The sequence below is a fragment of the Phytohalomonas tamaricis genome (assembly GCF_003012345.1).
GTDB classification, from domain to species: domain Bacteria; phylum Pseudomonadota; class Gammaproteobacteria; order Pseudomonadales; family Halomonadaceae; genus Phytohalomonas; species Phytohalomonas tamaricis.
In genome coordinates, this window is sequence record NZ_PVRV01000020.1 from 686,223 (window position 1) to 710,118 (window position 23,896).

Annotated in this window: 25 protein-coding genes and 3 tRNA genes; 7 read left to right on the forward strand and 21 right to left on the reverse strand. The window is 56.3% G+C overall.

Features of this window, described 5'->3' with window-relative positions; all coding sequences use genetic code 11:
- Positions 1-32 precede the first annotated feature (32 nt).
- The 8 genes from aceE to C3Z11_RS08630 all read right to left on the reverse strand — a co-directional run bounded on the left by aceE (position 33) and on the right by C3Z11_RS08630 (position 7,363).
- The gene (aceE, locus tag C3Z11_RS08595; RefSeq protein ID WP_106477506.1) at positions 33-2,708 is read right to left on the reverse strand and encodes a pyruvate dehydrogenase (acetyl-transferring), homodimeric type; all 2,676 of its coding nucleotides are present in this window, start codon (positions 2,706-2,708) and stop codon (positions 33-35) included.
- A gap of 250 nt (positions 2,709-2,958) precedes the next feature.
- On the reverse strand, positions 2,959-3,531 hold the full coding sequence (ampD, locus tag C3Z11_RS08600; RefSeq protein WP_106477776.1) for a 1,6-anhydro-N-acetylmuramyl-L-alanine amidase AmpD: 573 nt from the start codon (positions 3,529-3,531) through the stop codon (positions 2,959-2,961).
- A gap of 134 nt (positions 3,532-3,665) precedes the next feature.
- Positions 3,666-4,286: a homoserine/homoserine lactone efflux protein gene (rhtB, locus tag C3Z11_RS08605; protein WP_106477507.1), complete on the reverse strand. Its 621-nt coding sequence runs from the start codon at positions 4,284-4,286 to the stop codon at positions 3,666-3,668.
- Between the two features lie 146 nt (positions 4,287-4,432).
- Positions 4,433-4,882, reverse strand: coding sequence for a hypothetical protein (locus C3Z11_RS08610; RefSeq protein WP_158700966.1), 450 nt, complete (start codon positions 4,880-4,882; stop codon positions 4,433-4,435).
- Positions 4,883-4,912: 30 nt separating this feature from the next.
- Positions 4,913-5,395, reverse strand: coding sequence for a GNAT family N-acetyltransferase (locus C3Z11_RS08615; protein WP_262927306.1), 483 nt, complete (start codon positions 5,393-5,395; stop codon positions 4,913-4,915).
- On the reverse strand, positions 5,385-6,068 hold the full coding sequence (mtnC, locus tag C3Z11_RS08620) for an acireductone synthase (RefSeq protein ID WP_106477509.1): 684 nt from the start codon (positions 6,066-6,068) through the stop codon (positions 5,385-5,387). The genes C3Z11_RS08615 and mtnC overlap by 11 nt, the downstream gene beginning before the upstream one ends.
- A complete protein-coding gene (locus tag C3Z11_RS08625) occupies positions 6,065-6,616 on the reverse strand; it encodes a 1,2-dihydroxy-3-keto-5-methylthiopentene dioxygenase (RefSeq protein WP_106477510.1) in 552 nt (183 codons plus the stop codon). Before C3Z11_RS08625 ends, mtnC begins: the two co-directional genes overlap by 4 nt.
- Positions 6,617-6,745: 129 nt before the next feature.
- Positions 6,746-7,363 carry a methylthioribulose 1-phosphate dehydratase gene (locus tag C3Z11_RS08630; protein ID WP_106477511.1) on the reverse strand — a complete coding sequence of 206 codons (618 nt, stop codon included), beginning with the start codon at positions 7,361-7,363 and terminating at the stop codon, positions 6,746-6,748.
- A gap of 128 nt (positions 7,364-7,491) precedes the next feature.
- Between C3Z11_RS08630 and tsaA the strand changes: the two genes are divergently transcribed.
- Both tsaA and C3Z11_RS08640 read left to right on the forward strand, forming a co-directional pair.
- Complete coding sequence (tsaA, locus tag C3Z11_RS08635; protein WP_106477512.1) at positions 7,492-8,217, forward strand: tRNA (N6-threonylcarbamoyladenosine(37)-N6)-methyltransferase TrmO; 726 nt, start codon at positions 7,492-7,494, stop codon at positions 8,215-8,217.
- Between the two features lie 151 nt (positions 8,218-8,368).
- Positions 8,369-8,935, forward strand: coding sequence for a peptidylprolyl isomerase (locus tag C3Z11_RS08640; protein ID WP_106477513.1), 567 nt, complete (start codon positions 8,369-8,371; stop codon positions 8,933-8,935).
- Positions 8,936-9,026: 91 nt separating this feature from the next.
- Here C3Z11_RS08640 and purC read toward each other — a convergent pair whose 3' ends face one another.
- The 4 genes from purC to dapA form a co-directional block, all read right to left on the reverse strand.
- Positions 9,027-9,740 carry a phosphoribosylaminoimidazolesuccinocarboxamide synthase gene (gene purC, locus C3Z11_RS08645; RefSeq protein WP_106477514.1) on the reverse strand — a complete coding sequence of 238 codons (714 nt, stop codon included), beginning with the start codon at positions 9,738-9,740 and terminating at the stop codon, positions 9,027-9,029.
- A gap of 98 nt (positions 9,741-9,838) precedes the next feature.
- The gene (locus C3Z11_RS08650) at positions 9,839-10,612 is read right to left on the reverse strand and encodes an MBL fold metallo-hydrolase (protein WP_106477515.1); all 774 of its coding nucleotides are present in this window, start codon (positions 10,610-10,612) and stop codon (positions 9,839-9,841) included.
- An 18-nt stretch (positions 10,613-10,630) separates the two neighbouring features.
- Positions 10,631-11,569 carry an outer membrane protein assembly factor BamC gene (gene bamC, locus C3Z11_RS08655; protein WP_106477516.1) on the reverse strand — a complete coding sequence of 313 codons (939 nt, stop codon included), beginning with the start codon at positions 11,567-11,569 and terminating at the stop codon, positions 10,631-10,633.
- On the reverse strand, positions 11,566-12,450 hold the full coding sequence (gene dapA / locus C3Z11_RS08660) for a 4-hydroxy-tetrahydrodipicolinate synthase (protein ID WP_106477517.1): 885 nt from the start codon (positions 12,448-12,450) through the stop codon (positions 11,566-11,568). Before dapA ends, bamC begins: the two co-directional genes overlap by 4 nt.
- Before the next feature lie 288 nt (positions 12,451-12,738).
- Here dapA and C3Z11_RS08665 point away from each other — a divergent pair, with 288 nt between their 5' ends.
- Positions 12,739-13,215 carry a peroxiredoxin gene (locus C3Z11_RS08665; protein WP_106477518.1) on the forward strand — a complete coding sequence of 159 codons (477 nt, stop codon included), beginning with the start codon at positions 12,739-12,741 and terminating at the stop codon, positions 13,213-13,215.
- Positions 13,216-13,245: 30 nt separating this feature from the next.
- Here C3Z11_RS08665 and C3Z11_RS08670 read toward each other — a convergent pair whose 3' ends face one another.
- Entirely contained in the window at positions 13,246-14,343 is a 1,098-nt protein-coding gene (locus C3Z11_RS08670) for an AI-2E family transporter (protein WP_106477519.1), read from the reverse strand.
- A 5-nt stretch (positions 14,344-14,348) separates the two neighbouring features.
- Positions 14,349-14,588 (reverse strand): sulfurtransferase TusA family protein, encoded by a 240-nt coding sequence (locus C3Z11_RS08675; protein ID WP_106477520.1) that lies wholly within the window; start codon positions 14,586-14,588, stop codon positions 14,349-14,351.
- A gap of 138 nt (positions 14,589-14,726) precedes the next feature.
- On the opposite strand from C3Z11_RS08675, the gene C3Z11_RS08680 reads away from it, so the two are divergent.
- A complete protein-coding gene (locus tag C3Z11_RS08680; protein ID WP_262927307.1) occupies positions 14,727-16,133 on the forward strand; it encodes a M48 family metalloprotease in 1,407 nt (468 codons plus the stop codon).
- Positions 16,134-16,421: 288 nt separating this feature from the next.
- Complete coding sequence (locus C3Z11_RS08685; RefSeq protein WP_106477522.1) at positions 16,422-17,615, forward strand: AI-2E family transporter; 1,194 nt, start codon at positions 16,422-16,424, stop codon at positions 17,613-17,615.
- Between the two features lie 117 nt (positions 17,616-17,732).
- Here the strand turns inward: C3Z11_RS08685 and C3Z11_RS08690 are convergent.
- From C3Z11_RS08690 to C3Z11_RS08720, 7 genes are all read right to left on the reverse strand, one after another.
- Positions 17,733-17,808: transfer RNA gene (locus C3Z11_RS08690), tRNA-Lys, on the reverse strand.
- A gap of 53 nt (positions 17,809-17,861) precedes the next feature.
- Positions 17,862-17,937 (reverse strand) — tRNA-Lys (locus C3Z11_RS08695).
- A gap of 50 nt (positions 17,938-17,987) precedes the next feature.
- Positions 17,988-18,063: transfer RNA gene (locus C3Z11_RS08700), tRNA-Lys, on the reverse strand.
- Positions 18,064-18,122: 59 nt separating this feature from the next.
- Complete coding sequence (gene rluB / locus C3Z11_RS08705; RefSeq protein ID WP_106477523.1) at positions 18,123-19,154, reverse strand: 23S rRNA pseudouridine(2605) synthase RluB; 1,032 nt, start codon at positions 19,152-19,154, stop codon at positions 18,123-18,125.
- Positions 19,151-19,924 (reverse strand): SMC-Scp complex subunit ScpB, encoded by a 774-nt coding sequence (gene scpB / locus C3Z11_RS08710; RefSeq protein ID WP_106477524.1) that lies wholly within the window; start codon positions 19,922-19,924, stop codon positions 19,151-19,153. The genes rluB and scpB overlap by 4 nt, the downstream gene beginning before the upstream one ends.
- A complete protein-coding gene (locus tag C3Z11_RS08715) occupies positions 19,924-20,808 on the reverse strand; it encodes a segregation and condensation protein A (protein WP_394810205.1) in 885 nt (294 codons plus the stop codon). Before C3Z11_RS08715 ends, scpB begins: the two co-directional genes overlap by 1 nt.
- Positions 20,809-21,016: 208 nt before the next feature.
- On the reverse strand, positions 21,017-22,846 hold the full coding sequence (locus C3Z11_RS08720) for a DEAD/DEAH box helicase (RefSeq protein ID WP_106477526.1): 1,830 nt from the start codon (positions 22,844-22,846) through the stop codon (positions 21,017-21,019).
- Positions 22,847-22,980: 134 nt separating this feature from the next.
- Here C3Z11_RS08720 and C3Z11_RS16795 point away from each other — a divergent pair, with 134 nt between their 5' ends.
- Both C3Z11_RS16795 and C3Z11_RS16800 read left to right on the forward strand, forming a co-directional pair.
- Positions 22,981-23,394: a hypothetical protein gene (locus C3Z11_RS16795; RefSeq protein WP_158700968.1), complete on the forward strand. Its 414-nt coding sequence runs from the start codon at positions 22,981-22,983 to the stop codon at positions 23,392-23,394.
- 100 nt (positions 23,395-23,494) lie between these two features.
- Complete coding sequence (locus C3Z11_RS16800) at positions 23,495-23,809, forward strand: putative quinol monooxygenase (RefSeq protein ID WP_158700970.1); 315 nt, start codon at positions 23,495-23,497, stop codon at positions 23,807-23,809.
- Positions 23,810-23,896 lie beyond the last annotated feature (87 nt).

The following is a 23,896-nucleotide window of genomic DNA, read 5'->3' on the forward strand; positions in this document are numbered from 1 at the left end:
AGGGCAGGCATTCGCCTGCCCGGCGCGGCGGATCAGGACGTCAGCGGGTTGGGCTTGTTCGGATCGATGCCGTACTTCTCCATTGCCTGCTTGACGACCTTGACGTCGATCTCACCGCGATCGGCCAGGGCCTTCAGCGCCAGCGTGGCGACGTAGTAGCGATCGACTTCGAAGAAGCGACGCAGCTGCTGACGCGTGTCGGAGCGGCCATAGCCATCAGTACCCAGCACATGATAGTCACTCGGCACCCAGGCACGCACCTGATCAGAGAACAGCTTCATGTAATCGGTTGAGGCGATGACTGGCCCTTCGCGACCTTCCAGACACTGCGTTACCCACGGCTTGGCACGCGACTCGTCAGGATTGAGGAAGCTCTGACGGTCATACTCGAGCGCCTCGCGACGCAGTTCGTTGAAGCTGGTCACGCTCCATACGTCGGCGGCGACGTCGAAGTCATCCTTGAGCAGCTCGGCGGCGGCTTCAACCTCACGCAGGATGGTGCCTGAACCCAATAGCTGGACGCGAGCCTTCTTGCCCTCGCCTTCCTTGAGCAGATACATCCCCTTGATAATGCCTTCCTCGCAGCCTTCCGGCATTTCAGGATGGGCATAGTTCTCGTTCATCACCGTCAGGTAATAGAAGCAGTTTTCCTTATCCTGATACATCCGCTTCATGCCATCCTGAATGATAACCGCCAGCTCGTGAGCGTAGGTCGGATCATAGCTGCGGCAGCTAGGAATGGTTGAGGCGAGGATATGGCTGTGACCGTCTTCGTGCTGAAGGCCTTCACCGTTGAGCGTGGTACGCCCAGCGGTACCACCAATCAGGAAGCCACGTGCCTGCAGGTCACCGGCAGCCCAGGCCAGGTCGCCGATGCGCTGGAAACCGAACATCGAGTAGTAGACATAGAACGGAATCAGCGGCAGATGATGGTTGGCATAAGACGTCGCTGCAGCGATCCAGGCCGACATCGCGCCGGCCTCAGTGATGCCTTCCTCGAGGATCTGTCCCTTGCGATCTTCGCGGTAGAACATGATCTGGCCGGCATCCATCGGCTCGTACTTCTGGCCTTCGGAAGTATAGATCCCAAGCTGGCGGAACATGCCCTCCATACCGAAGGTACGCGCCTCGTCGGGCACGATCGGCACGACCTGCGAACCAATGCCTTTATGCTTGGCCAAGCCGTTGAGAATGCGCACAAACGACATCGTGCTCGAAATCTCACGATCACCTGAGCCCTTGAGCTGGCTGGAGAACGACTTATCATCAAGCCCAGGCACTTCGAGCGCATCGAAGTCGCTCTTGCGCGCGGGTAGATAGCCACCCAGAGCCTCGCGACGCGACTGAAGATACTTGATCTCGGGGCTGTCCTGACCCGGATGGTAATACGGCATGCCTTTTTCGAGCTGCTCGTCGCCAACCGGAATGCCGAAACGGTCACGGAAGATCTTGATCGCATCCGTTTCCATCGACTTGATGTTGTGCGCTTCCATGTCGGCTTCGCCGGAACCGCCACCCATGCCGTAGCCCTTGACGGTATGCGCGAGGATCACGGTAGGGCGATCACCTGCGTTATTGACCGCCTCGTGGTAGGCCGCATAGACCTTCTGGGGATCATGGCCGCCACGGTTCAAACGGAAGATGTCTTCATCGGAGAGCGCCTCGACCATCTTCGCCGTCTCAGGATACTTGCCGAAGAAGTGCTCGCGCGTATAAGCGCCACCTTGGGCCTTGTAGTTCTGATACTCGCCGTCGACCGTCTCGTCCATGCGCTTTTGCATGACGCCTTTGCTGTCCTGTTCGAACAGCGAATCCCACAGTCCACCCCAGACGACCTTGATAACGTTCCAGCCGGCGCCGCGGAACACGCCTTCCAATTCACTGATGACGCTGCTGTTACCGCGCACCGGGCCATCGAGACGCTGCAGGTTGCAGTTGATGACGAAGATCAGATTACCTAGCTTCTCACGACTCGCCAGGTGAAGCGCACCCAGGGACTCAGGCTCGTCACACTCACCGTCACCGAGGAAAGCCCAGACCTTGCGGTCCTGCATATCTTCCATACCCCGTGAGTCGAGATATTTCATGACATGCGCCTGATAGATCGCCTGGATCGGCCCCAGCCCCATCGAGACGGTCGGGAACTGCCAGTAATCGGGCATCAGATAGGGGTGCGGATAGGAGGACAGTCCGTTACCGTCTACTTCCTGACGGAAGTTGTCCATCTGCTCCTCAGTCAGACGACCTTCGAGGAAGGAACGCGCATAGATACCCGGCGTCACATGACCCTGGATATAGAGCAGATCACCCTTGAAATCGCCGTTGGCACCGCGGAAGAAGTGGTTAAAGCCTACTTCATAAAGGGTCGCACTCGACATGTAGCTGGCAATGTGACCGCCAATGCCCTTGTTGCTCTTGTTCGCACGCACGACCTGCGCGGCCATGTTCCAGCGAACCAGCGAGCGAATACGGCGTTCCATGAACATATCGCCCGGCATGCGCGCTTCACGATGCACGGGGATTGTATTACGGTGCGGCGTATTGACGGAGAACGGCGGGATGCTGCCATCGCGGCGCAAACGATCTGCAAGACGGCTCAGTATATACTGGGCACGCTCCTCGCCCTCTCGTTCCTTGACCGATTCCAGGGAATCTAACCATTCCAGGGTTTCGATCGGATCGAGATCTTCTCTTGCCTCCAGACTCATAGACGTCTTCTCCGAATGAAGAAATGTTGTCAGTCAGCCCTAGTGCGGGCTTGTGGCGCTTTTCAGTGCGGGCATAGCCTTCTATGGGCCGTGTCTCCGAAAGCTGTAAATTCTTTACAAGCGGAAGTGCCTGGAAATGAAAACAGGTACTTTTGTTGGGTGACGAAGATACCGCAAACGCCCTTCCGTGCCAATTAACACGCGCATAAAGACATAATTGTCGATAAGACAAAACGCCGCTGCACGATAATCAGTGTCCAGCGACGCTCTCTTCAGCCAGTACTGAATTGAGACGCTGACGAAAGTACTGCCAATCGAAACTCGGACCAGGGTCATGCTTACGCAGCGGCGCAATATGCTCGTGGCTCACGATCCGCTCGGTGCTCAATTTAGGATAGTCGTGTAACAAGGCTGCCGTCACGTGGGCAAGCTGTCGATACTGCACTTCGCGAAACGGCCTATGGTCGCCCTCAAGTTCAATGCCAATAGAAAAATCGTTGAGTTCACATCGCCCTTGCCATAAAGAACGCCCTGCATGCCAGGCGCGACGATCGAATGGCACGAACTGCACGCACTCCCCATTACGTCGAATAAGCAGGTGAGCCGAAACACGCAGGTGTGCAATCGTAGTAAAATAAGGATGCGCCAAGGCATCGAGACGGTTGGTAAATAGACGTTCGATCTCATCGCCACCGAACCTGCCAGGCGGCAAGCTGATGGAATGCAGCACCAGAACGGATATTTCCCTTTCTGGACGTTCATTCTGGTTGGGAGAATCGCATTGACGCGCCTGCTGAAGACGATGTTGCTCAATAATGGCCATAACCACCCATGCGCTGGCTATGCCCATTGGCACAGCATTTTACTACCCGTGGTGACCTATCCGTGGGGACGAAGTATCACCGTCTACCCGATAAGCTTTGCGCCGTGCCAATAGCATGAACTGAGTGTTCAAACTCAGGTACGGTAATTTGCCAGCAAGCCGGCGATAAAGACAAATAATCCACCAAAAATACGGTTCAAGGCGCGTTGCTGGCGCGGCGTACGCAACCATCCAGCAATAACCGTTGCCAAACCGGCAAAACCACACATCACTATGAAATCGACCCCGATCATGGTCGAGCCCATCACCAACAACTGGGTAACGTGCGGCATTTCTGCATCAAAGAACTGGGGTAACAACGCGATCAGAAAGATGGTCGCTTTAGGGTTAGTGATATTTACCAGCGCACTTTTCCAGAAACGCTTAGCGGATGACTCCATTACCGGACTATGCGCAGCATCGAGTGAGACAGCGCCCTCTCGCCACTTGCTGACTCCCAAATAGACGAGATAGGCCACCCCGGCCCACTTGATGAAGATAAAGGCCAGTTCAGACGAGGCTAGTAGTGTACCCAGACCAAACCCGACGACAAGAATCTGGACACCGAATCCCAGCTGTAGCCCTAGAATCGCTGGCAGAGTACGGCGGACACCGTAGCGTAACCCATTGGACATGGTATTGATCGCTCCCGCACCGGGCGTAATGCTGATCAGTATCGATGCCACCAGAAATGCCCAGAACAGCTCCATCTTCATTTTCGTTTACTCCACCGCCCATCGGGTTACTGACGAGCCGCGACTATATGTGCTCACGTAGGACATTAATCTACAGCCGCCCCGACAGTATTGCCGCGTAGCAAGGGTGAGACGCTTGTTGTGTATCCTCAACTGAAGTCGCTGAATTACAGGGCAAGACGCTCATGCAAGGCGCTCTCAAACCGCTTGCGGTCCTCAAGCGACAGCAACCCGGTCGGAATCGAGCGCTTGCGCTTTTTTCCTTTCAAGCGCAGACGTACCGCTGATGCGTTGATCCGATCGATTGCCTCAATATCAGCGAAAGGGATGTCGTGCAGACGCGGCGCAAACGCGGGCCCACCAAGGTAGCGAATCCGCGTATCTTCGATTCGCAGAATCGGTGATAGTTTACGTCGCTTGTAGAGATTACCGGCTAACATCATGCCCCATAGGCCTAGAATCGCAACGACGGGTGCCGTCTCGCCCAGACGGTTTTGTTGTTGCCCTAGCATGACAAGCATGACGGCACCCGTCAGCGTAATGATCAAGGCCAGAAGCAGAAACGCTGTATTACGCCGCCTTTCAGTAAACATTAGCGGCGGGAGATTTCGAGGCATGACAGAACTTCCAGTTGACGATGGGGCTCACTAAAGGTCACGACGAAGGCGAACGCGGGGCAAGAGTACGCCGTTACGTTCAACCTTATCCTCGCCGATTTTTTCCCAACCTTGCGCAATCAGGCGTGGTGCGAGCATCGTACTTGCATCGATCAAGAGCGTTTCACCCCCTGCCTCACGCATCTGGTCGGAGGCAGTTTCGAGCAACTGCATGCCGATGCCCTGCCCCTGTAAGGTTGGCCAGACATAGAGCGTCACCACCAGTCCGGCCTTCACGTCGAGCTCGCAGAATCCCACACAGCGCCGGTCGAGATCAGCTATCAATGTCAGGTAGTTAAGCTGGCGTACGCTCCAGGCCGACGCCTCGCGAGGTAGCGCGCTGGCCCACGCCTCGCGCTGCTCACGATCATAATGACTGACCGCCCCCTGCATGATGGCGTGATGGAACACCTCGGCCTGGTCGGCTCCATCCTGCTCGCGTGCCAGGCGCAGGCGCAGACGTTCAAGCACCACGGACACTCACCTCATCGAAACCATGCGCCACACAATGAACGCCTGTTTTCATATTTTCCTCACGTACCAGTTGTGTCGTCTGTAGCCCCGCTTCTTGTGCCGCATCAAGCTCCTCGACCACGTCGGAGAGAAAAAGCACCTCTTGTCCCGGCAGCCCGAGCGTGTCGAGAATTCGGCGATAGCTACCTGACTCTTTCTTGGGGCCCACGGTCGTATCGAAATAATCGTTGAAAAGCGGCGTCAGATCACCGTGATCACTATGCCCAAACAGTAACTTCTGCGCATGGACCGAGCCTGAGGAATACACGTAAAGTGAAATACCCGCGGCATGCCAGGCACGTAGTTGACGCACGGCGTCCTCATAGACATGGCCGGTATAATCCCCATTGGCATAACCTTCTTCCCAGATCATGCCTTGCAACGCTTTTAACGGTGTTGCCTTACGGTCGGCATCGATCCACTCGATCAGAATGTCGCTAACCCGTGAAACATCAGCATCAGGTTCACCTGCGGCCAACCGTACTTCATTGACCTGCTCCGCTACGGCCGGAAACGGCACGTTGGCTTCAAGCCACTGCGGCAGGCGACGGCGAGCATAGGGAAACAGTACCTCATGAACGAACGCGATCGAGCCGGTAGTCCCTTCGATATCGGTGACGATCGCACGAATCATGCCGTCAGCGCCTCGAAGCGAGGAAAGCGTGAAGCAATCGGGCTCCCTGTCATCTGCGCGACCCAGCCTTCCTTGTTGGTGAACATGCGGATACAAGTAAAATCAGGATTGGGGCCCATATCGAACCAATGCGTAGTTCCTGTCGGAACCGACATCAGATCGCCCTGTGAACATCCCACTGCATAGACACGGTCATTGATGTGAAGGTAAAAAATGCCTAGACCGCGGACAAAAAACCGCACTTCATCTTCGCTATGACGATGTTCATCGAGAAACTTGGTGCGAAGCGCCTCCTTGTCAGGATGATCGGGATGCATATTGATAACATCAGCGGTCGAGAAGCCATCTTCATCCTGCAGGCGCGCAACTTCCTTGCCATAGGCGGCAAGAATGCTCTCCTGATCGGCATCCTGCGGCAGATCGACGATGCCCCAGCGCTCGAAGCGGATACCGTGATCGCTCAGTTCCTGCGCGATTCGCTCACCCTCAAACGTGGAAAGAATCGGCTGAATACCGTCAGCCTCGTGGTAGACATGTAGAAAGCTCATCGCGATCGCCTCATTAAAAATAAAAATCACATAGAAATAAGTTATGTCGAAATAAATTCAAAAGAACCGAGATTCTGTTGGTATCCATTCTGACCTATTCACGCCATACATGAGAAGCCTTCAGCACATTCAGCGGTGACGCCGCATTTCAAGCTCACAATCGAACAGGAAATCGAGGGCTTCGACATGACGAAGACAGGCATTCATATCTCGCGCCCACGTATAGATACCGTGTCCGCGAATCAGGTAGGCGCAACTTTCCGTTCCCGCCAGGCGGGCATGAGCCACTTGAGCTAACGCCGCGATATCTTGGGTGTTATCAAATACAGGAATAACCACGCGAGCCTCATGGGTGGAAATACCTTCAAGCGCCTTTTGCAATTCGTACCCGGTCACGACCACTTCACTACCTGTCGTCAACAGCGAGAGCAGTGTCGACGGGCGAGAGTGCGTATGCAAAATGGCCTCGGCTTCAGGAAAATCCTCATAGAGCTGGCCGTGCAGACGCGCCTCATCGGAGGGTTTGAGCGTGCTGCCCACCGGATGACAGGCAAAGTCGGTGACCATGATGTCAGCCGGCGTCAGAAAGCCCTTGTGACGACCCGAGGCGGTCACTGCCATGTGCTTGTCGTCAAGGCGCACTGAAAAATTGCCGCCGGTGGCAGGCACCTTGCCCGCGCCATGCAGCACGCGTCCAGCCTCAACCAGCGACTGCTGAGCGCGCGCCAAGCGTTCAAGATCGATCATGTTCGGTTCTCCCGCCGCGTGCGGCCTGTAAATGGCGGCAAGCCTAGCGGACTCGCTTGTTGATGCCAACCATTGCAGCATTGATGTCGCCTCTCCCGCCGCCCGTTCGAGGCTGGCATAATGTTGCCATGTCGACTTCTCAACTCTCTCCTTTTACGCTGGCGCCGATTGGCATCATCGAGGATGGCTACCCCGACAAGTTTGGCGTTCCACGCCAGCCGGGCCTTGCCCCCAGCGCAACCGCCACGCTGCGCTTGCTACCGCCTTTCGACCACGCCGATGCCGTACGTGGTCTCGAACAGTTCAGCCACTTATGGCTGACGTTCGTCTTTCACCATAGCCCGGAGCGCTGGACTCCGCTGGTACGTCCGCCGCGCCTGGGCGGCAACGCCAAGATAGGCGTCTTCGCCTCGCGTGCCACCCATCGTCCCAACCGGCTCGGCTTGTCCTTGGTTGAGCTCACGGCGATCGAAACCCAGGGGGGCATCAAGCTATTGTTAAGAGGACATGACCTTATCGATGGCACGCCGATTCTCGACATCAAGCCCTATCTGCCGTGGGCGGATCATGCCGACAACGCTCGTGCCGGCTTTGCGCCAGAGCCGCCGCCCCTGCGCTGCGTGAGCTTCAGCGACGAGGCGAGGCAGGCACTAGCCGAACACCCCGATGGCCAGCCGCTCGCACGCCTGATCGAAGAGGTGCTCGCTCAGGACCCGCGTCCCGCCTATCATCGCACCGCAGACACCAGCGGGCGCGAATATGGCGTCTTCCTGCGTGACGTCAACGTGCGTTTTCGCGCCTTGGAGGGGGAAGGTCCGGTGAAGATCCACGTGATCTCCATCGCGCGGCGATAAGGCTGCGTAGAGTGGCTGGCTGTCCCAGCGTATCCTCCCGTTCGCCAACCTGACGAAAGCCTGGTTTATGCAGCACGTGATAGGCTATGACGCCTAAGTCCGACGTTTGCCCGTCGGACGCGTTATCGCCGCATGCCTTACGGAGTCCTTCATGCTAAAAACGCTGTTACGCCTCTGTCCGTTGACCCTGGCGCTGTTCACGCTGCCAGTGCTGGCCGACGCCGACCATCCCCATGTTCGTCTGCAAACCAGCCAGGGCGACATCGAGCTCGAACTCGACGCCCAGGCGGCGCCGAAGACGGTAGAGAACTTTCTGCATTACGTCGACGAAGAGTTCTACGCCGGGACGGTATTTCACCGCGTCATTCCTGGCTTCATGATACAGGGCGGCGGTATGTCAGCGTCTCTCGAAGCCAAGGAGACGCATTCGCCGATCGCGCTCGAGAAGAGCGGGCTGGAGAATACCCGCGGCACGATCGCCATGGCGCGAACCGCCAACCCCGATTCTGCCACCAGTCAGTTCTTCATCAATCTGGCCGACAACGCCGCGCTCGACTATCGCGATCGCTATAACCCCGGTTACACCGTGTTCGGCCACGTCGTTGCCGGCATGCCAGTGGTCGACTCGATCGCCGAGGCGCCCACTGGCCGGCAGGGCCCGCATGCCGACGTGCCGCGCGAGCCGATCACCATTCTCGGCGCCGAGCGACTGGACTGAGCCACCCAAGCACCAGCCAGAAACGTGAAAGCGCCGACAGCGTAACTATCGGCGCTTTCTTTACCTAGGGCATCGCTTGCACAACGGGCGATCAGTCGAAGCGCATACCGAGGCGCTTTCCGACTTCTTCATAAGCCTCGATCACGCCACCCAACCCTTGGCGAAAGCGATCCTTGTCCATCTTCTCACGTGTATCCTTATCCCACAGGCGACAGCCATCCGGTGAGAACTCATCGCCAAGCACAACATCGCCATGGAACAGTCCGAACTCCAGCTTGTAATCGACCAGTAGCATACCGCCATCGAGAAACAGCTGCTTAAGCACTTCATTGACCTTGAAGGTCAAGGTTTTCATGGTAGTCAGTTGCTCAGGCGTCGCCCAGCCGAAGGTCTCGGCCAGCGACTCATTGATCATCGGATCGCCCTTGGCGTCGTTTTTCAAAAACAGCTCGAAGGTGGGTGGATTAAGCTCCATGCCTTCATCGACACCCAGACGGCGTACCAGCCCACCGGCAGCAAGATTACGTACCACGCACTCGACCGGGATCATATCGAGCTTCTTGACCACGCATTCATTATCGGAGAGCAATGCCTCGAAATGCGTGGGGATTCCGGCCTCCTTGAGCTTGCCCATGATGAACGCGTTGAACTTGTTGTTGACCATGCCCTTACGCGCCAGTTGCTCGACCTTTTTTCCATCGAAAGCACTGGTATCATCGCGAAAATGCAAGATCAGCCGATCGGCATCATCGGTGGCGTAAACGGACTTGGCCTTGCCCGCGTAGAGTTCGTTGCGCTTTTCCATGGGGTTCTCCAGAAGCACGCCGGGTTGAATAGGAAATGAAACAGTAGGAATAGATGTGCTGGCCGTCTCGACAGTACGCCCATGAACAGCACAACAGATCAGGCACGCGCCAGCGTCTGCCAGCCCGCCCCCTTGTCCTGGGCGGCGATCACAAGACGCGACTCATCGCCATCAAGCAGCGGATAGAGCGCGCTGTGCGCAAGTTCAGGACGATTATTTTTTTCCGAAAGATGTGATGCAACGATCTTTTCCAGCCGGTCTGTACCTAGATGCCTAAGTAGCTCCACGGCCTGCATGTTGGCCAAATGCCCCCAATAGCCGCCGACCCGACGCTTCAGGCTCATCGGATAGGGCCCCTCGGCCAGCATGCGCACGTCGTGATTGCATTCGATCACCAAGCCGTTGCAATTACGATAGCGCTTTTGCACATGGTCGGTAGCAAATCCCAGGTCGGTGAGGAAGCCAAGCCGCGCACCGCCTGCTTCGATCAGAAACTGAACGGGCTCGCGTGCATCGTGAGGCACGGTCACAGGATCGATCTCGATATCCTTGATCGCAAAGCGCTGCTCAGGCGTTAGCAGGTGAAGATCGGGAATGTCGCCGGTTCGGCCGCTGAGCCAGGTACCGGCGGTCATGTAGACCGGCATCTTGTAGCGTCGGGCCAGTGACCCGACGCCTTTAAGATGATCGCCATGCTCATGAGTAACCACCATGGCATCAATCGAGGCAGGATCGACACCGAGCAAGGCCATGCGCCGCTGCGCCTCGCGAATGCCAAAGCCGCAATCGACCAATACCAACGTCTCGTCGGTGGCGACAAGAGTCGCATTGCCCTTGCTGCCACTGCCGAGTGAGGCGAAACGAAGACCCATGCTTAATGCGCTCTCATATCAGCGCAAGGTAGTTGCTACAGCATCAAGCAGCTCGCGTGACGTTTTCTGATCGACTGCATTACCTTGATCATCCGTCACCGTCACAAAGACACTATCTCCCGCAGGTGTCACAACCAGCTGATAGGGCTTGGCTTCGCCATCGCTGCCGAATATCCACCAGCCACTGCCCGAATCCTTGGCCTTGTAGTTGACACGGAAGACTCGCTCGCTCTGGTTTTGATCGACCAGTTTGCGATCATCATTATTGAAGTTACGTTCGAGCTGATAGGCGAGTTCTGACCAGGCGCGCTGGAAGTCGAGCTCAATCGCCAGACGCCAGTTACCATGTTGACTCTGCAGATGGATACGGTCATTGCGCGACAAACGCTGCGCGACAAGCGATACACCGCCTTCAGGCGCGCTTGACGCCAGATACTGCTGCAGCGATTGCAGGCACTCGCTGGCGACCTGATTACCTTGCAGACAATACACTTCACTGGTGTTATTGCGCAGCCCCTGACGAACGGCGAGCATGCCCGCATCGGTTGAAATCTGACCGTTATCGCCATCGATACTTTGTACGGTATAACCGTTTTGCGTGACGAACTCCTGCAGCCGCGGCCATACGCTGGCGGGCGCAGCATTGACGATTAGCCAGCGTTGCGCACCGGATTCACGCGTTTCAACAAAGGGCTGTTCTTCACTGCCACTTCCCAGCGCCTGAGGCCGTGGCGGTTCAAAGCTACCGTCTTGCTTGATGAAGCCATTATTCGCTGGCGGTACCGGCATTGCATCCTGATAGTTCAGGGTATTGCGCGTTTCGGGCAACGTCAGCGGATCGACGACTTTCGCATCGTCGTATTCAGCGTTGCGATCGTAGTAGTAACCACTATTGCCGCAACCTGCCAGGAGAATGAGCATCGGCGTTACCGCGACCCACCTGCCATTGAACTTCATTCTTTAATTACTCCTGCCAGCTGCAAGGCTTCGCCCACGGTGGAATGATAGCGTTCGGATAGCCAGGTCAGAGGAAGGCGAATACCAGTATCGGCCAGCCCCATCTGGTTAAGCGCCCACTTCACGGGAATCGGATTTGCCTCAATGCCGAGTACGGAATGCAGCGGCATCAATCGCGTATTGATCTGATGAGCGCGGTCGTTATTACCAGCGAGAGCTTCATGACACAGGTCACGCATCGATTTCGGCGCCACGTTGGCAGAAACCGAGATGACACCGTGCCCACCGGCCAGCATGAATTCGCAAGCAGTAGGATCATCGCCGGAATAAAGCGCAAAGTCGGTGTCTCTCAGGTGCTCAATCAACTCTTCGGCACGCTCAAGGTTACCGGTAGCGTCTTTCAGACCGACGATATTATCGACTTCGGCGAGCCGAAACGTCGTCTCATTATAAAGATCAGCCCCGGTGCGCCCCGGCACATTGTAAAGGATTACCGGCAGATCGCAGGCCTGAGCCACAGCCTTGAAGTGCTGATAGAGTCCTTCCTGCGTCGGACGGTTGTAATACGGCGTCACTGAAAGGCAGTAATCGGCACCCACTTGCTTGGCATATTTGGCCAGTTCAACAGCCTCGGATGTCGCATTGGCACCAGTCCCGGCAATGACCGGAATCTGCCCATTGACGGTTTCGACGATAGTACGAATGACATCGAAATGCTCGGCGAACGACATGGTCGTTGGCTCGCCCGTGGTTCCGGCGGCGACGATCGCGTCGGTACCATTTTCGAGATGGAAGCCGACCAGGCGGCGCAGCGCATCCCAGTCAATCTCGCCGCTAGCCTTCATCGGCGTCGCCAAGGCGACGATGCTGCCTGTGATCATCCCGCGAACCTCTCCTGTAAAGTCCGGTCGTCCGTAAAAGGACACGACCATTGAACGCTAATTCACATTTATACAATATCCAAAGACACTCGCCGTAGGTCAGCAAGCCAGCCTTTGAACAGGTCATAGATGGTACTCAGGCAGACTCAACCTGTACAGGCTGCAACTATCTTCTATGACAAGAAGATGCCCTTTCCCTATGGATGTCACGCTTTACATGCCAAAGCACGTTACGTGTAATACCGCTTTCAGCGATTAACCGCGCCAATATCATGCAAGGAGACAGGTATGGGTATCAAAATCGGCGAAGCAGTGCCCGCTTTCAGCGCACCAGCCACTTCCGAAACTCAAGTCAGCCTCGCTGACCTCAAGGGCAAACAGGTCGTGCTCTACTTTTATCCGAAGGACAATACGCCCGGATGCACGACCGAAGGCCAGGAATTTCGCAATCTAATTGCCGAATTCGAAGCAGTTAACACTTTAGTCTTCGGTGTCTCCCGTGACAGCATGAAAAGTCATGAAAACTTTAAATCCAAGCAGTGCCTGCCCTTTGAATTGATCAGCGATCCTGACGAAACGCTATGTCGTCAGTTCGACGTGATCAAGCTCAAGAAGCTCTATGGCAAGGAGCATATGGGCGTGGAGCGCAGCACCTTCTTGATTGATAAAAACGGCAACCTCGCCCACGAGTGGCGCAAGGTCAAGGTAGCAGGCCACGTCGAAGAGGTTCTCGACGCGGCCCGCACCCTAAATACTCAGGATTAAGAAACTTACCGTCTTCGATATTTATCGCGTTCAATGCTCGCCGAGTTCGATCTCGGCGCTGCTTCGCCTGGAGGCGATACTTCTAGGCCAGGCCCGCATCAACGCTTTCAGTAGCGTTGCCAGCGGAATAGCAAAGAATATGCCCCAGAATCCCCAGATGCCGCCAAAGAACAAAATAGCCACGATAATGGCTACCGGATGCAGGTTAACCGCCTCGGAAAATAAAAGCGTCGCCAGAACATTTCCATCAAGCGCCTGAATGATTCCGTAGGCGAGCAGCACATAGAAAAACTGATCGCTCAGTCCAAAGGTAAACCCCGCCACTGCCGCGACCGGCAACGTAGCAGAAGCCGCGCCGATATAGGGAATCAGCACCGACAGGCCAACCATCAGCCCAAGCAGTGCCGAATAAGGCATATTCAGGAAAAAGAACGTCGCGTAGCTCACTACACCGACAATCACGATTTCAATGAACTTGCCACGAATGTAATTGGCGATCTGATCGTCCATCTCGAACCAGACTCGGCTCATCAGGCTGCGATTTTTCGGCAATATAGAGAGCAGAAAAGCGACCAACGTCTCGCGATCCTTGAGCATGAAAAAGACAAGGATCGGCACCAGGATCAAATAAGTAATGATACTCAACACATTGCCCAATGACGTCAGTGATAAGCGAATGGCACGCTGTCCGAGCTGCGTGAACTCATGCCCTGCGGTATTGATCCAGCTCTGCACTTGCTCCGGCGTAACGACCTTGGGGTAGCGTTGCTGCAATTCATCGAGCATCGCCTGTGCGCGGGCAAACATGCGCGGCGATTCCTGGATCAGACTGACCAATTGATCCCAAACCATGGGAAAAATAATCAGCGCCATGGTCAGGAACATGCCCAGGAAGAACAGGAAAACGACCAGCACTGCGGCCAGGCGAGGCAATCCATAGCGTTCGAGCCGCCGAACATTACTCTGCAGTAAAAAGGCAATCACCAGCGCCGCAAAAAAGGGCGCGAGCATCGTGCCCAGATAAACCACGATGCTGAAGCCAATAATCAGCAGCGCACCGAGCACCACAGCTTCCTCGTCGGAAAAATAACGGTCGACCCATCGACGCAGCACTGCCTTCATGGCCATGGGATTTACTGGCCTCCCTTGACGATAACAAAGCGATAGATACCGTCATTTTCTTCACGATATTCAAGAATATGCTGACTCTGGGCGACAAAGCTTTCAAAGTCACGCCAGGCGCCAGGGTCAGTCGCGCTGACAATCAGCCGTTGCCCCGGCGTAAGTTGCGCGATCGCCTGCTTTGCTTTAAGCAGCGGCATCGGACACGGTAGTCCGGTCGCATCCAATTCGGTGTCAGCTTGGTCTACCATGCGGTTTCCATTCAAACAGGTTGAAATCGCCCTGATTTAAGGGCACTTTGCCAGACAAATCAATGTTGATCGGCGATTCATCACGTGGGTGTGGCAATGACAGCACGAGGCAGAACGTGGCTATTGAGTGTCGGTTTGATGACATTACTATCGGCGCCCAGCGTGCCGGCAGAAAGTGATTATGGCCTGCCCGCGCTCGGCGAACAGACCGTCACCTACGCCGGCATGAATGAAGAGCGCCTGGGCCGTGCCTGGCTGCGACAGTTTCGCGCCCAGACCGGACAATGGTCAGATCCGATCACGCAGCACTATCTGGAATCCATCGTTGCGCGCCTGGTGCCCAATAGCAATCTCGGCGATATTCATCCTACCGTAGTGCTGGTCGCAAGCCGCATGCTCAATGCGTTTGCTGTGCCCGGTGGCGTGGTAGGGGTTAATACAGGGCTTTTTCTGTTCGCCCCTGACCGTGACGCCTTTGCATCTGTACTTGCTCACGAACTAGGCCATCTTTCGCAACATCACTTCGCACGTCAGATGCAGCAGGCTGAAAGCTCCCAACTACCGACCATGGCTGCGCTACTGGCCGGCATGATTATTGCCGCAGGCGGTGGCGGCGGTGATTTCGGCGTAGCGACCATTGCCGGCACCCAAGCGGCATTTCTGCAAAATCAGCTCGCCTACTCACGCCAGTATGAAGAGGAAGCCGATCGCGTCGGGTTAGAGGCGCTCGCGCGCGCCGGGATGGACCCGCAAGCCATGCCGCGCATGTTTCGCGCCATGCAACGCATCGCCAGCCTGCAGGGCAACTCTCCCCCCGAATTCCTGCTCACACACCCACTCACCGAATCACGCATCAATTACGTCCAGGCACGCGCCAACCAGCTCCATGTCAAGGAGGCGCCGCCTGGCCCCGAGTATGACATGGTCCGTGCTCGCGCCATGCTGGCGATCAACATGAGCGCGCCCAGCCAGGCACAGATTCGCCTCAAGCAGGATACCGACGATCCCTTCGCGTTTCGCTATCTCGATGCATTGATTGATTCAGTGCAGAATCGCCCTGACCAAGCGCTGGCCAAGTTCGACAAGCTCGCCGCCGAACAACCCGACCTGTTAATGATCCCTGCCAGTGCCGCCGATGCCGCTCTGGACGCTAACCGTCGCCAGGAGGCGCTGGATCGCGCTCGTCGCATTCTACGCTTCGCCCCCAACTATTATCCGGCACGCATGACAGAGGGAGAGGCATTATTGACGCTCGACCCCAGCCAAGCCTTCAATGTGCTGCGCAAGTTAGCAGATGAGCGCCCTGAAGACCCCGACGTCTGGAACCTGCTTGCCGAAGCCGCCGGACGTAGCGGACGTAAGGCCTGGGGCCACTTGGCGATGGGTGAGCGCATGCAACTCAATGGTCGCCTGGATAGCGCGCTGAAACAGCTCGATTATGCCGAGAAGGCCGCCGATGACGCAGATGACTTCACGATGAAAAGCCGTATCCGCGACCGTCGAAATGACTTTCAACGTTATCGCGACGATCTTGATCAATTCTGATGCCGCAACGCCGCTATAGGCGTTGCACCACGGTTACGTTGGGCAAGCGACTCAGGCAATAAGTGAAATCGCTAACCCCCCAAGCAAGCGGTCATGCTACTGTAATGCCCTGCTCCGTTCGTAGCGCTGTTATCAGCCCGAACGGACAACAACATTCGACACGCGCCAGCATTTTATATTTCTGCCTACCTAGCAACGCGCGGCGGCGTAATGAACATGCTGGAGTGGCACGATTGCCGCAGGCCCCGTTGCGTTTCAGGCCTTGTACGCTTCGCAGACAGGACTATCATGACGCCCATCCTCCCCGAGCATCCCATCGCGCGCTGGCTGCTGGTTTTCGTGCTGCTTGCTGCGATCTATTTTTTCAGCGGCTTTCTCGTGCCCGTTCTCGCTGCACTGGTAATTGGCTTTGCCAGCTGGCCGCTCTATCAGCGTTGGCTTCGCTTCTGTAACGGGCGTAGCGCCATGGCCGCGAGCCTGGCGCTGGTACTTATTATTGTTGTCCTGATCGTACCCATTTCACTGGCGCTCTCCTTTGCCTTCAAGGAACTCAAGACCTGGGTTGAATGGCTGCTGGCCGCTAATCGGTTTGGCGCTGCAACACCAGACTGGCTCACTGCGCTGCCCGGCATCGGTCCCACCCTGGATATCTACTGGCAAGAATACCTAGGCAAGCCCAACGCACTCGGCGATATCATCCAACTTTTCAGCGGTGAACATCTTGGCAATATCTACCGCTGGCTACTGGCGTTCAGCAGCGGTGCCTTCGAGCTGCTGCTGACGCTACTGTTCATGCTGGTCACGCTGTTTTTCATCTATAAAGATGGTGAACGTCTGGTCGAGCAGCTCGACCTGGTCGGTGAGCGCGTATTGCCTCGTCGCTGGCAGCGTTTTTCACGCGTGGTACCGGCCACGGTCAGCTCTACCGTGATTGGCATGGGATTAATCGCTATGGGTGAGGGCGTTGTCTTAGGCACCGCTTACTGGATAGCTGGCGTGCCATCACCTGTAGCACTTGGCGTACTGACGGGCTTCATGGCGCTCGTCCCCGGTGGCGCGCCGCTGACCTTCTCTATCGTGTCACTCTATCTGTTTGGCTCGGGACATACCGCAGCAGCTCTCGGCCTTTTCGCCTGGGGAACGATTGAACTCTTCGTGGTCGACAAGACACTGCGCCCTAAGCTGGTCGGCGGTCCGATCAAACTTCCTTTTCTGCCCACCTTTTTTGGCCTGATTGGCGGCGTAAAAACGATGGGCGTGGTTGGTCTGTTCGTCGGCCCGGTGTTGATGGCGCTGTTGATGGCCATCTGGAAGGAGTGGCTGCGTGAGGTTAAAGCGCTAGATACCGCCTCTCCCGCACAAGACCTCTCACAGTTACAACGCAGGGATACGCAAGACGATTCCGTGCCAGGTGATGATCACAACAAGTCGTCACATGCCAAGACGGTCAGCGATGTGGAAACAACCAGAGATCATTCATAGCAGCACGATGAGACGAGGGATTTTTTACACACACGTGTAAAGAACAACCGTCAATGGATAATGAATGACACAAAAAAAGCCCCGCTCTCAATGAGAACGGGGCTTTTTTAGCGAAGCTGGTGGGTCGTGTAGGATTCGAACCTACGACCAATTGGTTAAAAGCCAACTGCTCTACCAACTGAGCTAACGACCCGGATATTCACGCCGCAGCATTTGCTGTATTCGACATAAATATACGTTTGGACATGGTGGGTCGTGTAGGATTCGAACCTACGACCAATTGGTTAAAAGCCAACTGCTCTACCAACTGAGCTAACGACCCACATACAACGTCCAAAGCCTATCGAGCAAGCACACAACACCATAAACAAATGGTGGGTCGTGTAGGATTCGAACCTACGACCAATTGGTTAAAAGCCAACTGCTCTACCAACTGAGCTAACGACCCGCTCGACAGGGCGCAAATATTACTTTCAAAATTAAATGGATGCAAGCATTTGAATTCGATTAACGCGAGCGCCGTGTCCCCCGCCGTGGCGGCCGGGCCTGATCGCCCCAATCGCTGCGCTCCTGACGGCCCGAGCCCTTTCTACCGTTCTCCTGACGAGACGTCACATCCTTGCCGCGTACCTCTTTAGCACTGACACGCTTATCCTCTTTCGATTTGGTATCGCCTGCCTTTGCACCGCGTCTTGAATCGGTACTCTCGGGGGCCTTCATCGCTCGTACTGGACGACGCTTATTCTTGTCGCGGCTCCAGCGGTTTTTCTCATCGGGCGTCAGATCCGGCACACGCCGAAGCTCAAGCCCCGCCAGTGTCGACAGCTCATCGATCTCTTCCTGGGTCAATTCCGTCCACTCGCCGGCCTTGGCACGCTTGTCAAGAAACACATTACCATAGCGCACCCGCTTCAAGCGGCTAACCGTCAGGCCCTGTGATTCCCACAGACGCCGCACTTCGCGATTGCGCCCCTCAAGAATCACGACATGGAACCAGGTATTGATCCCTTCACCACCGAACTCCTGCACATCGGTAAAGCGAGCCGGACCGTCTTCGAGCATCACGCCCTCAACCATCGCCTTGATCTGTTCGATCTTGGCCTCGCCCATCACGCGTACCGCATATTCGCGTTCAATCTGCATCGAAGGATGCATCAGTCGGTTGGCCAGCTCACCGTCGGTGGTAAACAGCAGCAAGCCGCTGGTATTGATATCAAGACGGCCAATAGCGATCCAGCGCTCGCCCTTTAAACGCGGCAGGCGTTCGAATACGGTTCTTCGTCCTTCCGGATCCTTGCGCGTGCACAGCTCACCTTCCGGCTTGTTGTACATGATGACTCGGCGCGCTATAGCCTCGTTGTCCTTGAGCACGACTTGGCGTCCCTCGAACTGGACGTTATCGGTCACAGCGACACGATCACCTAGCTTGGCCACATCACCATTGACGGTAACTCGTCCGGCGACAATGGCTGTTTCCATTTCACGACGCGATCCCAGTCCGGCACGCGCTAACACTTTTTGAAGCTTTTCAGTAGTCATGAGTCAGGTGATATCTCATCATCCAAGGGTATGTCCGCGTCCGCAGCTCGATCAGTGGCATCATCTGCCTCCGATGCGCTGTCTTCAGCACTCTCCCGGCGGGCGCGTGCGGCAAGACGTTCACCAAGCTCGGTAAAGCTCAGGTCACGCTGCCGCGAGGACGCCTTCCCGGCGTGTTCGGCATTGGTATCGGCTGCCGTGGCCGTACTGTCATTTGACTGTTCAAGCCAGTCGAAGGTGTCACCCTGTTTAAGTTCGTGCATCGGCGGCAATTCGTCGAGGGTTTTCAGCCCGAAATCATCAAGAAATGTGCGTGTCGTGGCATAAACTGCCGGTCTTCCCGGCACGTCGCGGTGACCAATGACGCGAATCCAGCCGCGCTCGCCAAGCGTGCGCATGATCGAGGCACTGATCGAGACACCACGCACATCTTCGATGTCACCGCGGGTCACCGGCTGCCGGTAGGCAATCAGGGCCAAGGTTTCAAGCAGAGCGCGCGAGTAGCGTTGTGGGCGTTCCTCCCATAGCCGCGAAACCCAGGGCGACAGGGCGGCACGGATACGCAACCGATAACCTGATGCAGTCTCCTGCAGCTCCAACGCCGTGCCGTCAAGACGCTCACCCAGCACTACCAGCGTTTCCTTGAGTTCACGGCGCAGTGGTCGTTCATGCTCGTCAAACAACCCCTCCAGGCGCTCCAGAGAGAGGGGCTCTTCACAGGCAAGCAACACGCCTTCGAGAATATGCTCAAGTGATGGACGCACAGGCATCACGTAAGCTCCTCGTCACGAACATCGAAGGCACTCTCACCGTCAGTACTAAACGTCTCTTCAAACGCCGATTCTTCCGGTTCAGCGTCAAGCGTGGCTTGGCGCGCCCGGACGTGAATCGGCGATAGCGGTGCATTTTGTACAATCTCGATCATGCGTTCCTTGGCCAGTTCCAGAATTGCCATGAAGGACACCACTACCCCGGCCTTGCCTTCCTCCAAGGTAAACAGCGCTTCGAACGGTGTGAAATGTGCCGCGCTAACCATTTCCATGATTTTCAACATGCGCTCACGGGTCGACAACGTCTCACGACTGATCTGATGGACCTGATTCAGCTCGGCGCGTTGCAGGATACCCGACAGCGCACGCAACAGCTCGGAAAGCTCAACATCAGGATGGACCACGCGTGGTTCAAGCGGTGGAAGTGCCGCCTGTGCCGCGAACCAGTCCCGGCCATGACGGGGCAGTTCATCAAGCGTCTCTGCAGCCAGCTTAAGCTGTTCATATTCCTGAAGCCGGCGGATCAACGTTGCCGTAGGATCATCCTCGTCATCGCCTTCTTCACTCTTGGGCGGACGAGGCAACAAGCTACGCGACTTTATCTCGGCCAGCATCGCCGCCATCAAAAGGTACTCAGCAGCCAGATCAATCCCGCTCACCTCCATCAGTTCCACATATTCGATGTACTGATGAGTGATCGCAGCCACGTTAATTGCCAGAATATCGAGGTTCTGACGACGAATCAGGTAAAGCAGCAGATCGAGCGGCCCTTCGAACGTTTCGAGAAAGACACGCAGCGCCTCAGGAGGGATATAGAGATCTTCCGGCAGCTCAAGCAACGGCTTTCCGCTGACCAGAGCGATAGCCGCAGGAGAAAGGGGCATTACGCTATTCTCCACTACGGACACATCGACGCTGTCGTCGTGATCAACACTCATGGGATCTTATCTCTACTCTTGACTGGCGGCGGGCCGACAACGGGACGCCTCTTTCCGCTGTTAAGCGGAAACTTCGCCCAGTCTATCAAGGCCCAGGCATTGCGCCTACTCTTCGCCAAGGGATAAAGGATCGATAGTGCACTGACTTATCGTCTCAATCGGCAGAGGCCGCCTTGCGATAGCGTCCTTCATAATCAAACAGCTTGTCACGAATCTGCCAATGGCGACCCACCTTGCGACCGACCACGAAGTCCGGCGCACGTAGCCGATGCTGTTCGGCCATTACCTCATCGAGCGAGGCCGGACGCCAGTCGATGCCCGGCGCACGCAGATGATAGCGTAGAAAAGCTTGACGAAAGGCCGCGCGCTGCGCCGGAGTCTCCAAGGCAAACCACTCGCTGAGTGTCGCGCCGTCCTCGTCGTGGTAGGTGACCTTGAGCCGTGCCAGACCTCGCCCATTGACCGTGGCTTCGAGCTGCATACCGCTAACCCGCAAGACTTTGGCATCCTTGAGGCGCAGCGCGTCCTTGAGCTTGTCATCGGCATCGACGAGCAATTTTTGACAGCCATGACAGCGCCGTGCGGCGATATCGTTCTCGGTACCGCACTCATCGCAAATCTTGAAACGAAAGCGAAATTCGCACTGCTGCAGCTTGTTATTCTCTCCTTCGACCAGCCCTTTACAACGCCGCCCGAAATGCTCGATCACTAGATCACCATCGCGTCGCCCCCAAAACATATTGGCAAAGCCGCATAGTGGGCACTCGACCTGAACCAGTTCGGTATCCCCCGCCGGGCGCGGCGCATCGATTTCCGGTGCATAAAGATCCCAAGGGTTGCCAGCGTAGTCGAGAATCAAGCAGTCACGCTTGTCTGGAGCAAGACGCAGGCCACGGCCAACGATCTGTTGATACAGACTGACCGACTCGGTCGGGCGCAGGATAGCGATCAGATCGACATGGGGGGCATCGAAGCCGGTAGTCAGTACGGCGACGTTCACTAGATACTTGAGCTCCCGCATCTTGAACGCAGTAATTAACCGTTCGCGCTCGCTCCCCGGGGTCTCACCGGTAATCAGCGCGGTCTGCGCAGCGGGCAGATAAGTGACGATTTCCTCGGCATGCGCTACGGTTGCAGCAAAAATCATTACCCCGGCACGGTCTTCGGCATGGGCAATGACGTCTTCAATAATTGTTGGCGTGGCGCGACTGCCCCTTACCACGCGATTCATGTCTTCTTCGGCGAATAGCCCGCCACGGCGTGGCTCAAGTGCAGAGAAATCGTAGCGGGCCACCGCCGCATCGACACGCCGTGGCTCGGCCAGATAGCCCTGACGGACCATGACGCGTAGTGGCTGTTCGAATACACAATCGGCGAAGAAGGCATCTTCACTGCCACGCACCATGCCATGATAGTGCCGATGGTAAATGAAGCCCTGCCCCATTCGGTAGGGCGTCGCAGTCAGTCCCAGCACCTTGAGCCGGGGATTGGCCAAGCGCAGACGATCGATAACACGACGATAACTTGATGCCTTTTTGGCGTTGTCAGTGTTGCTCTGTCCGGCAGCGCCCCGTTCGGTCTGCCCCTTGACGGGCTTATGCTTGACCGGCTCATGAGAGACGCGGTGGCACTCATCGATGATCAATAGCGTAAACTGACCATCATCAAAAGCATCGAGCGCGTTGACGACCGATTGCACCGAACCGAACACTACCTGACGGCCGCTCTCCTTCCTGCCGAGTCCGGCACTGAAGATGTCTGCCTCAAGGCCATAGCCCTCGTATTTAGCGTGATTCTGTTCGACAAGCTCGCGCACGTGCGCCAGTACCAGCACGCGGCCGCGCGCCAGCCGGGCAAGCTCGGCGATCACCAGCGACTTGCCACTACCGGTGGGCAGCACTACCACGGCAGGCGCATCACTGGCGCGAAAGTAGTCGATCACGTGCCTGACGGCCTCGTGCTGATAAGGGCGCAGTTCTAACATGGGCGTAGTGAAGACATGACACGAATGGCTCGGAGGTGAGAGCGCTGACGCTGACAAGGTACAGCCCTTAGAAGGCGCCAGACGTATAGGATATCTGTATAAATAAACATGAGCCCATAGTAAAGGGAGTCGATATGCAACCCAACCCTCAGCTCGAAAGCTATCTGCAGTTGCTGGACAAAAGCAATCTAAGCATCGAAGTGGTGGATAGACACGCCGCTAAAATCACGTCCGACGCACTCGAATTCATTCTCGTCGTCGCTGAGGAGGAAGCGGCGTTCTTCCAATTGATGCTACCCAATGCCTGGCAAGCCAGTGCCGGCACTGAGCGCGGCGCGCTGCTGGATGCCACCAACGATGTCATGAACACCATCAAGGCCGCCAAGCTGGTCATTATCGGTGAAAGCGTGCATGTCAGCGTTGAGCAGTTCGTGTCCGGCCCTGAACAGGGAGCTGCGCTTATTCCAGGGCTCATGGAGCTTCTGCGCGGCGCGGTGGCTGAGCTCCATGAGCGGCTCGGCATGGGTGAAGCCCCCAGGCTGCATTAGGCAATGGCGCTGCACACGCAGGTGCTGCCACTCTATTTCTCTCCCCGCCCACTCATCGACTAGGATAGACATTACGCAGATCAATGAAGAGCGAAGAGCTATGCCTGCACCCAACAAGAACGCCTTTGTGGTGATCGCCAAGTTTGATGTCAAATCAGACAAGGTAAAGGAGTTTCTGGCGTTGGCGCGAGCCGTCGCCGAGGACACCTCGGCACAAGAACTGGGAGGCTGCCTGCAGAGCGATATCCTGATGCCAGAAAATAGATCGTGCTGCATTACACTCTATCAAGTCTATACCGACCGCACCGCCTATGCCGCGCATAGCGAAACCGACGCCAGCGAGGATTTCTGGGAAAACCTTCCGGACTTGATTAACGCGGAGCCTGACCTTCATACCTTCACACGAATCGGCTGAGCAAGCCGGTTGGCAATGACTGGGGTCACCATAAAAAGCGCCCCCGCCGACATTCGGCGGGGGCGCTTTCGTTACTCACGGGTACAT

Bases quoted from the DNA above. Each gene is read 5' to 3' on its own strand.
- C3Z11_RS08625 (WP_106477510.1), bottom strand. From the start codon at position 6,616: ATGAGCTTTCTACATGTCTACCACGAGGCTGACGGTATTCAGCCGATT.
- purC (WP_106477514.1), bottom strand. From the start codon at position 9,740: ATGGAAAAGCGCAACGAACTCTACGCGGGCAAGGCCAAGTCCGTTTAC.
- tsaA (WP_106477512.1), top strand. From the start codon at position 7,492: ATGTCGACTTCTCAACTCTCTCCTTTTACGCTGGCGCCGATTGGCATC.
- C3Z11_RS08665 (WP_106477518.1), top strand. From the start codon at position 12,739: ATGGGTATCAAAATCGGCGAAGCAGTGCCCGCTTTCAGCGCACCAGCC.
- C3Z11_RS08630 (WP_106477511.1), bottom strand. From the start codon at position 7,363: ATGATCGATCTTGAACGCTTGGCGCGCGCTCAGCAGTCGCTGGTTGAG.
- rhtB (WP_106477507.1), bottom strand. From the start codon at position 4,286: ATGAAGATGGAGCTGTTCTGGGCATTTCTGGTGGCATCGATACTGATC.
- C3Z11_RS08675 (WP_106477520.1), bottom strand. From the start codon at position 14,588: ATGGTAGACCAAGCTGACACCGAATTGGATGCGACCGGACTACCGTGT.
- C3Z11_RS08715 (WP_394810205.1), bottom strand. From the start codon at position 20,808: ATGCCCCTTTCTCCTGCGGCTATCGCTCTGGTCAGCGGAAAGCCGTTG.
- scpB (WP_106477524.1), bottom strand. From the start codon at position 19,924: ATGCCTGTGCGTCCATCACTTGAGCATATTCTCGAAGGCGTGTTGCTT.
- C3Z11_RS08640 (WP_106477513.1), top strand. From the start codon at position 8,369: ATGCTAAAAACGCTGTTACGCCTCTGTCCGTTGACCCTGGCGCTGTTC.
- bamC (WP_106477516.1), bottom strand. From the start codon at position 11,569: ATGAAGTTCAATGGCAGGTGGGTCGCGGTAACGCCGATGCTCATTCTC.
- dapA (WP_106477517.1), bottom strand. From the start codon at position 12,450: ATGATCACAGGCAGCATCGTCGCCTTGGCGACGCCGATGAAGGCTAGC.
- C3Z11_RS08650 (WP_106477515.1), bottom strand. From the start codon at position 10,612: ATGGGTCTTCGTTTCGCCTCACTCGGCAGTGGCAGCAAGGGCAATGCG.
- C3Z11_RS08680 (WP_262927307.1), top strand. From the start codon at position 14,727: ATGACATTACTATCGGCGCCCAGCGTGCCGGCAGAAAGTGATTATGGC.
- C3Z11_RS08610 (WP_158700966.1), bottom strand. From the start codon at position 4,882: ATGCCTCGAAATCTCCCGCCGCTAATGTTTACTGAAAGGCGGCGTAAT.
- C3Z11_RS08670 (WP_106477519.1), bottom strand. From the start codon at position 14,343: ATGGCCATGAAGGCAGTGCTGCGTCGATGGGTCGACCGTTATTTTTCC.
- ampD (WP_106477776.1), bottom strand. From the start codon at position 3,531: ATGGCCATTATTGAGCAACATCGTCTTCAGCAGGCGCGTCAATGCGAT.
- mtnC (WP_106477509.1), bottom strand. From the start codon at position 6,068: ATGATTCGTGCGATCGTCACCGATATCGAAGGGACTACCGGCTCGATC.
- C3Z11_RS08685 (WP_106477522.1), top strand. From the start codon at position 16,422: ATGACGCCCATCCTCCCCGAGCATCCCATCGCGCGCTGGCTGCTGGTT.
- C3Z11_RS16800 (WP_158700970.1), top strand. From the start codon at position 23,495: ATGCCTGCACCCAACAAGAACGCCTTTGTGGTGATCGCCAAGTTTGAT.
- C3Z11_RS08720 (WP_106477526.1), bottom strand. From the start codon at position 22,846: ATGTTAGAACTGCGCCCTTATCAGCACGAGGCCGTCAGGCACGTGATC.
- aceE (WP_106477506.1), bottom strand. From the start codon at position 2,708: ATGAGTCTGGAGGCAAGAGAAGATCTCGATCCGATCGAAACCCTGGAA.
- rluB (WP_106477523.1), bottom strand. From the start codon at position 19,154: ATGACTACTGAAAAGCTTCAAAAAGTGTTAGCGCGTGCCGGACTGGGA.
- C3Z11_RS16795 (WP_158700968.1), top strand. From the start codon at position 22,981: ATGCAACCCAACCCTCAGCTCGAAAGCTATCTGCAGTTGCTGGACAAA.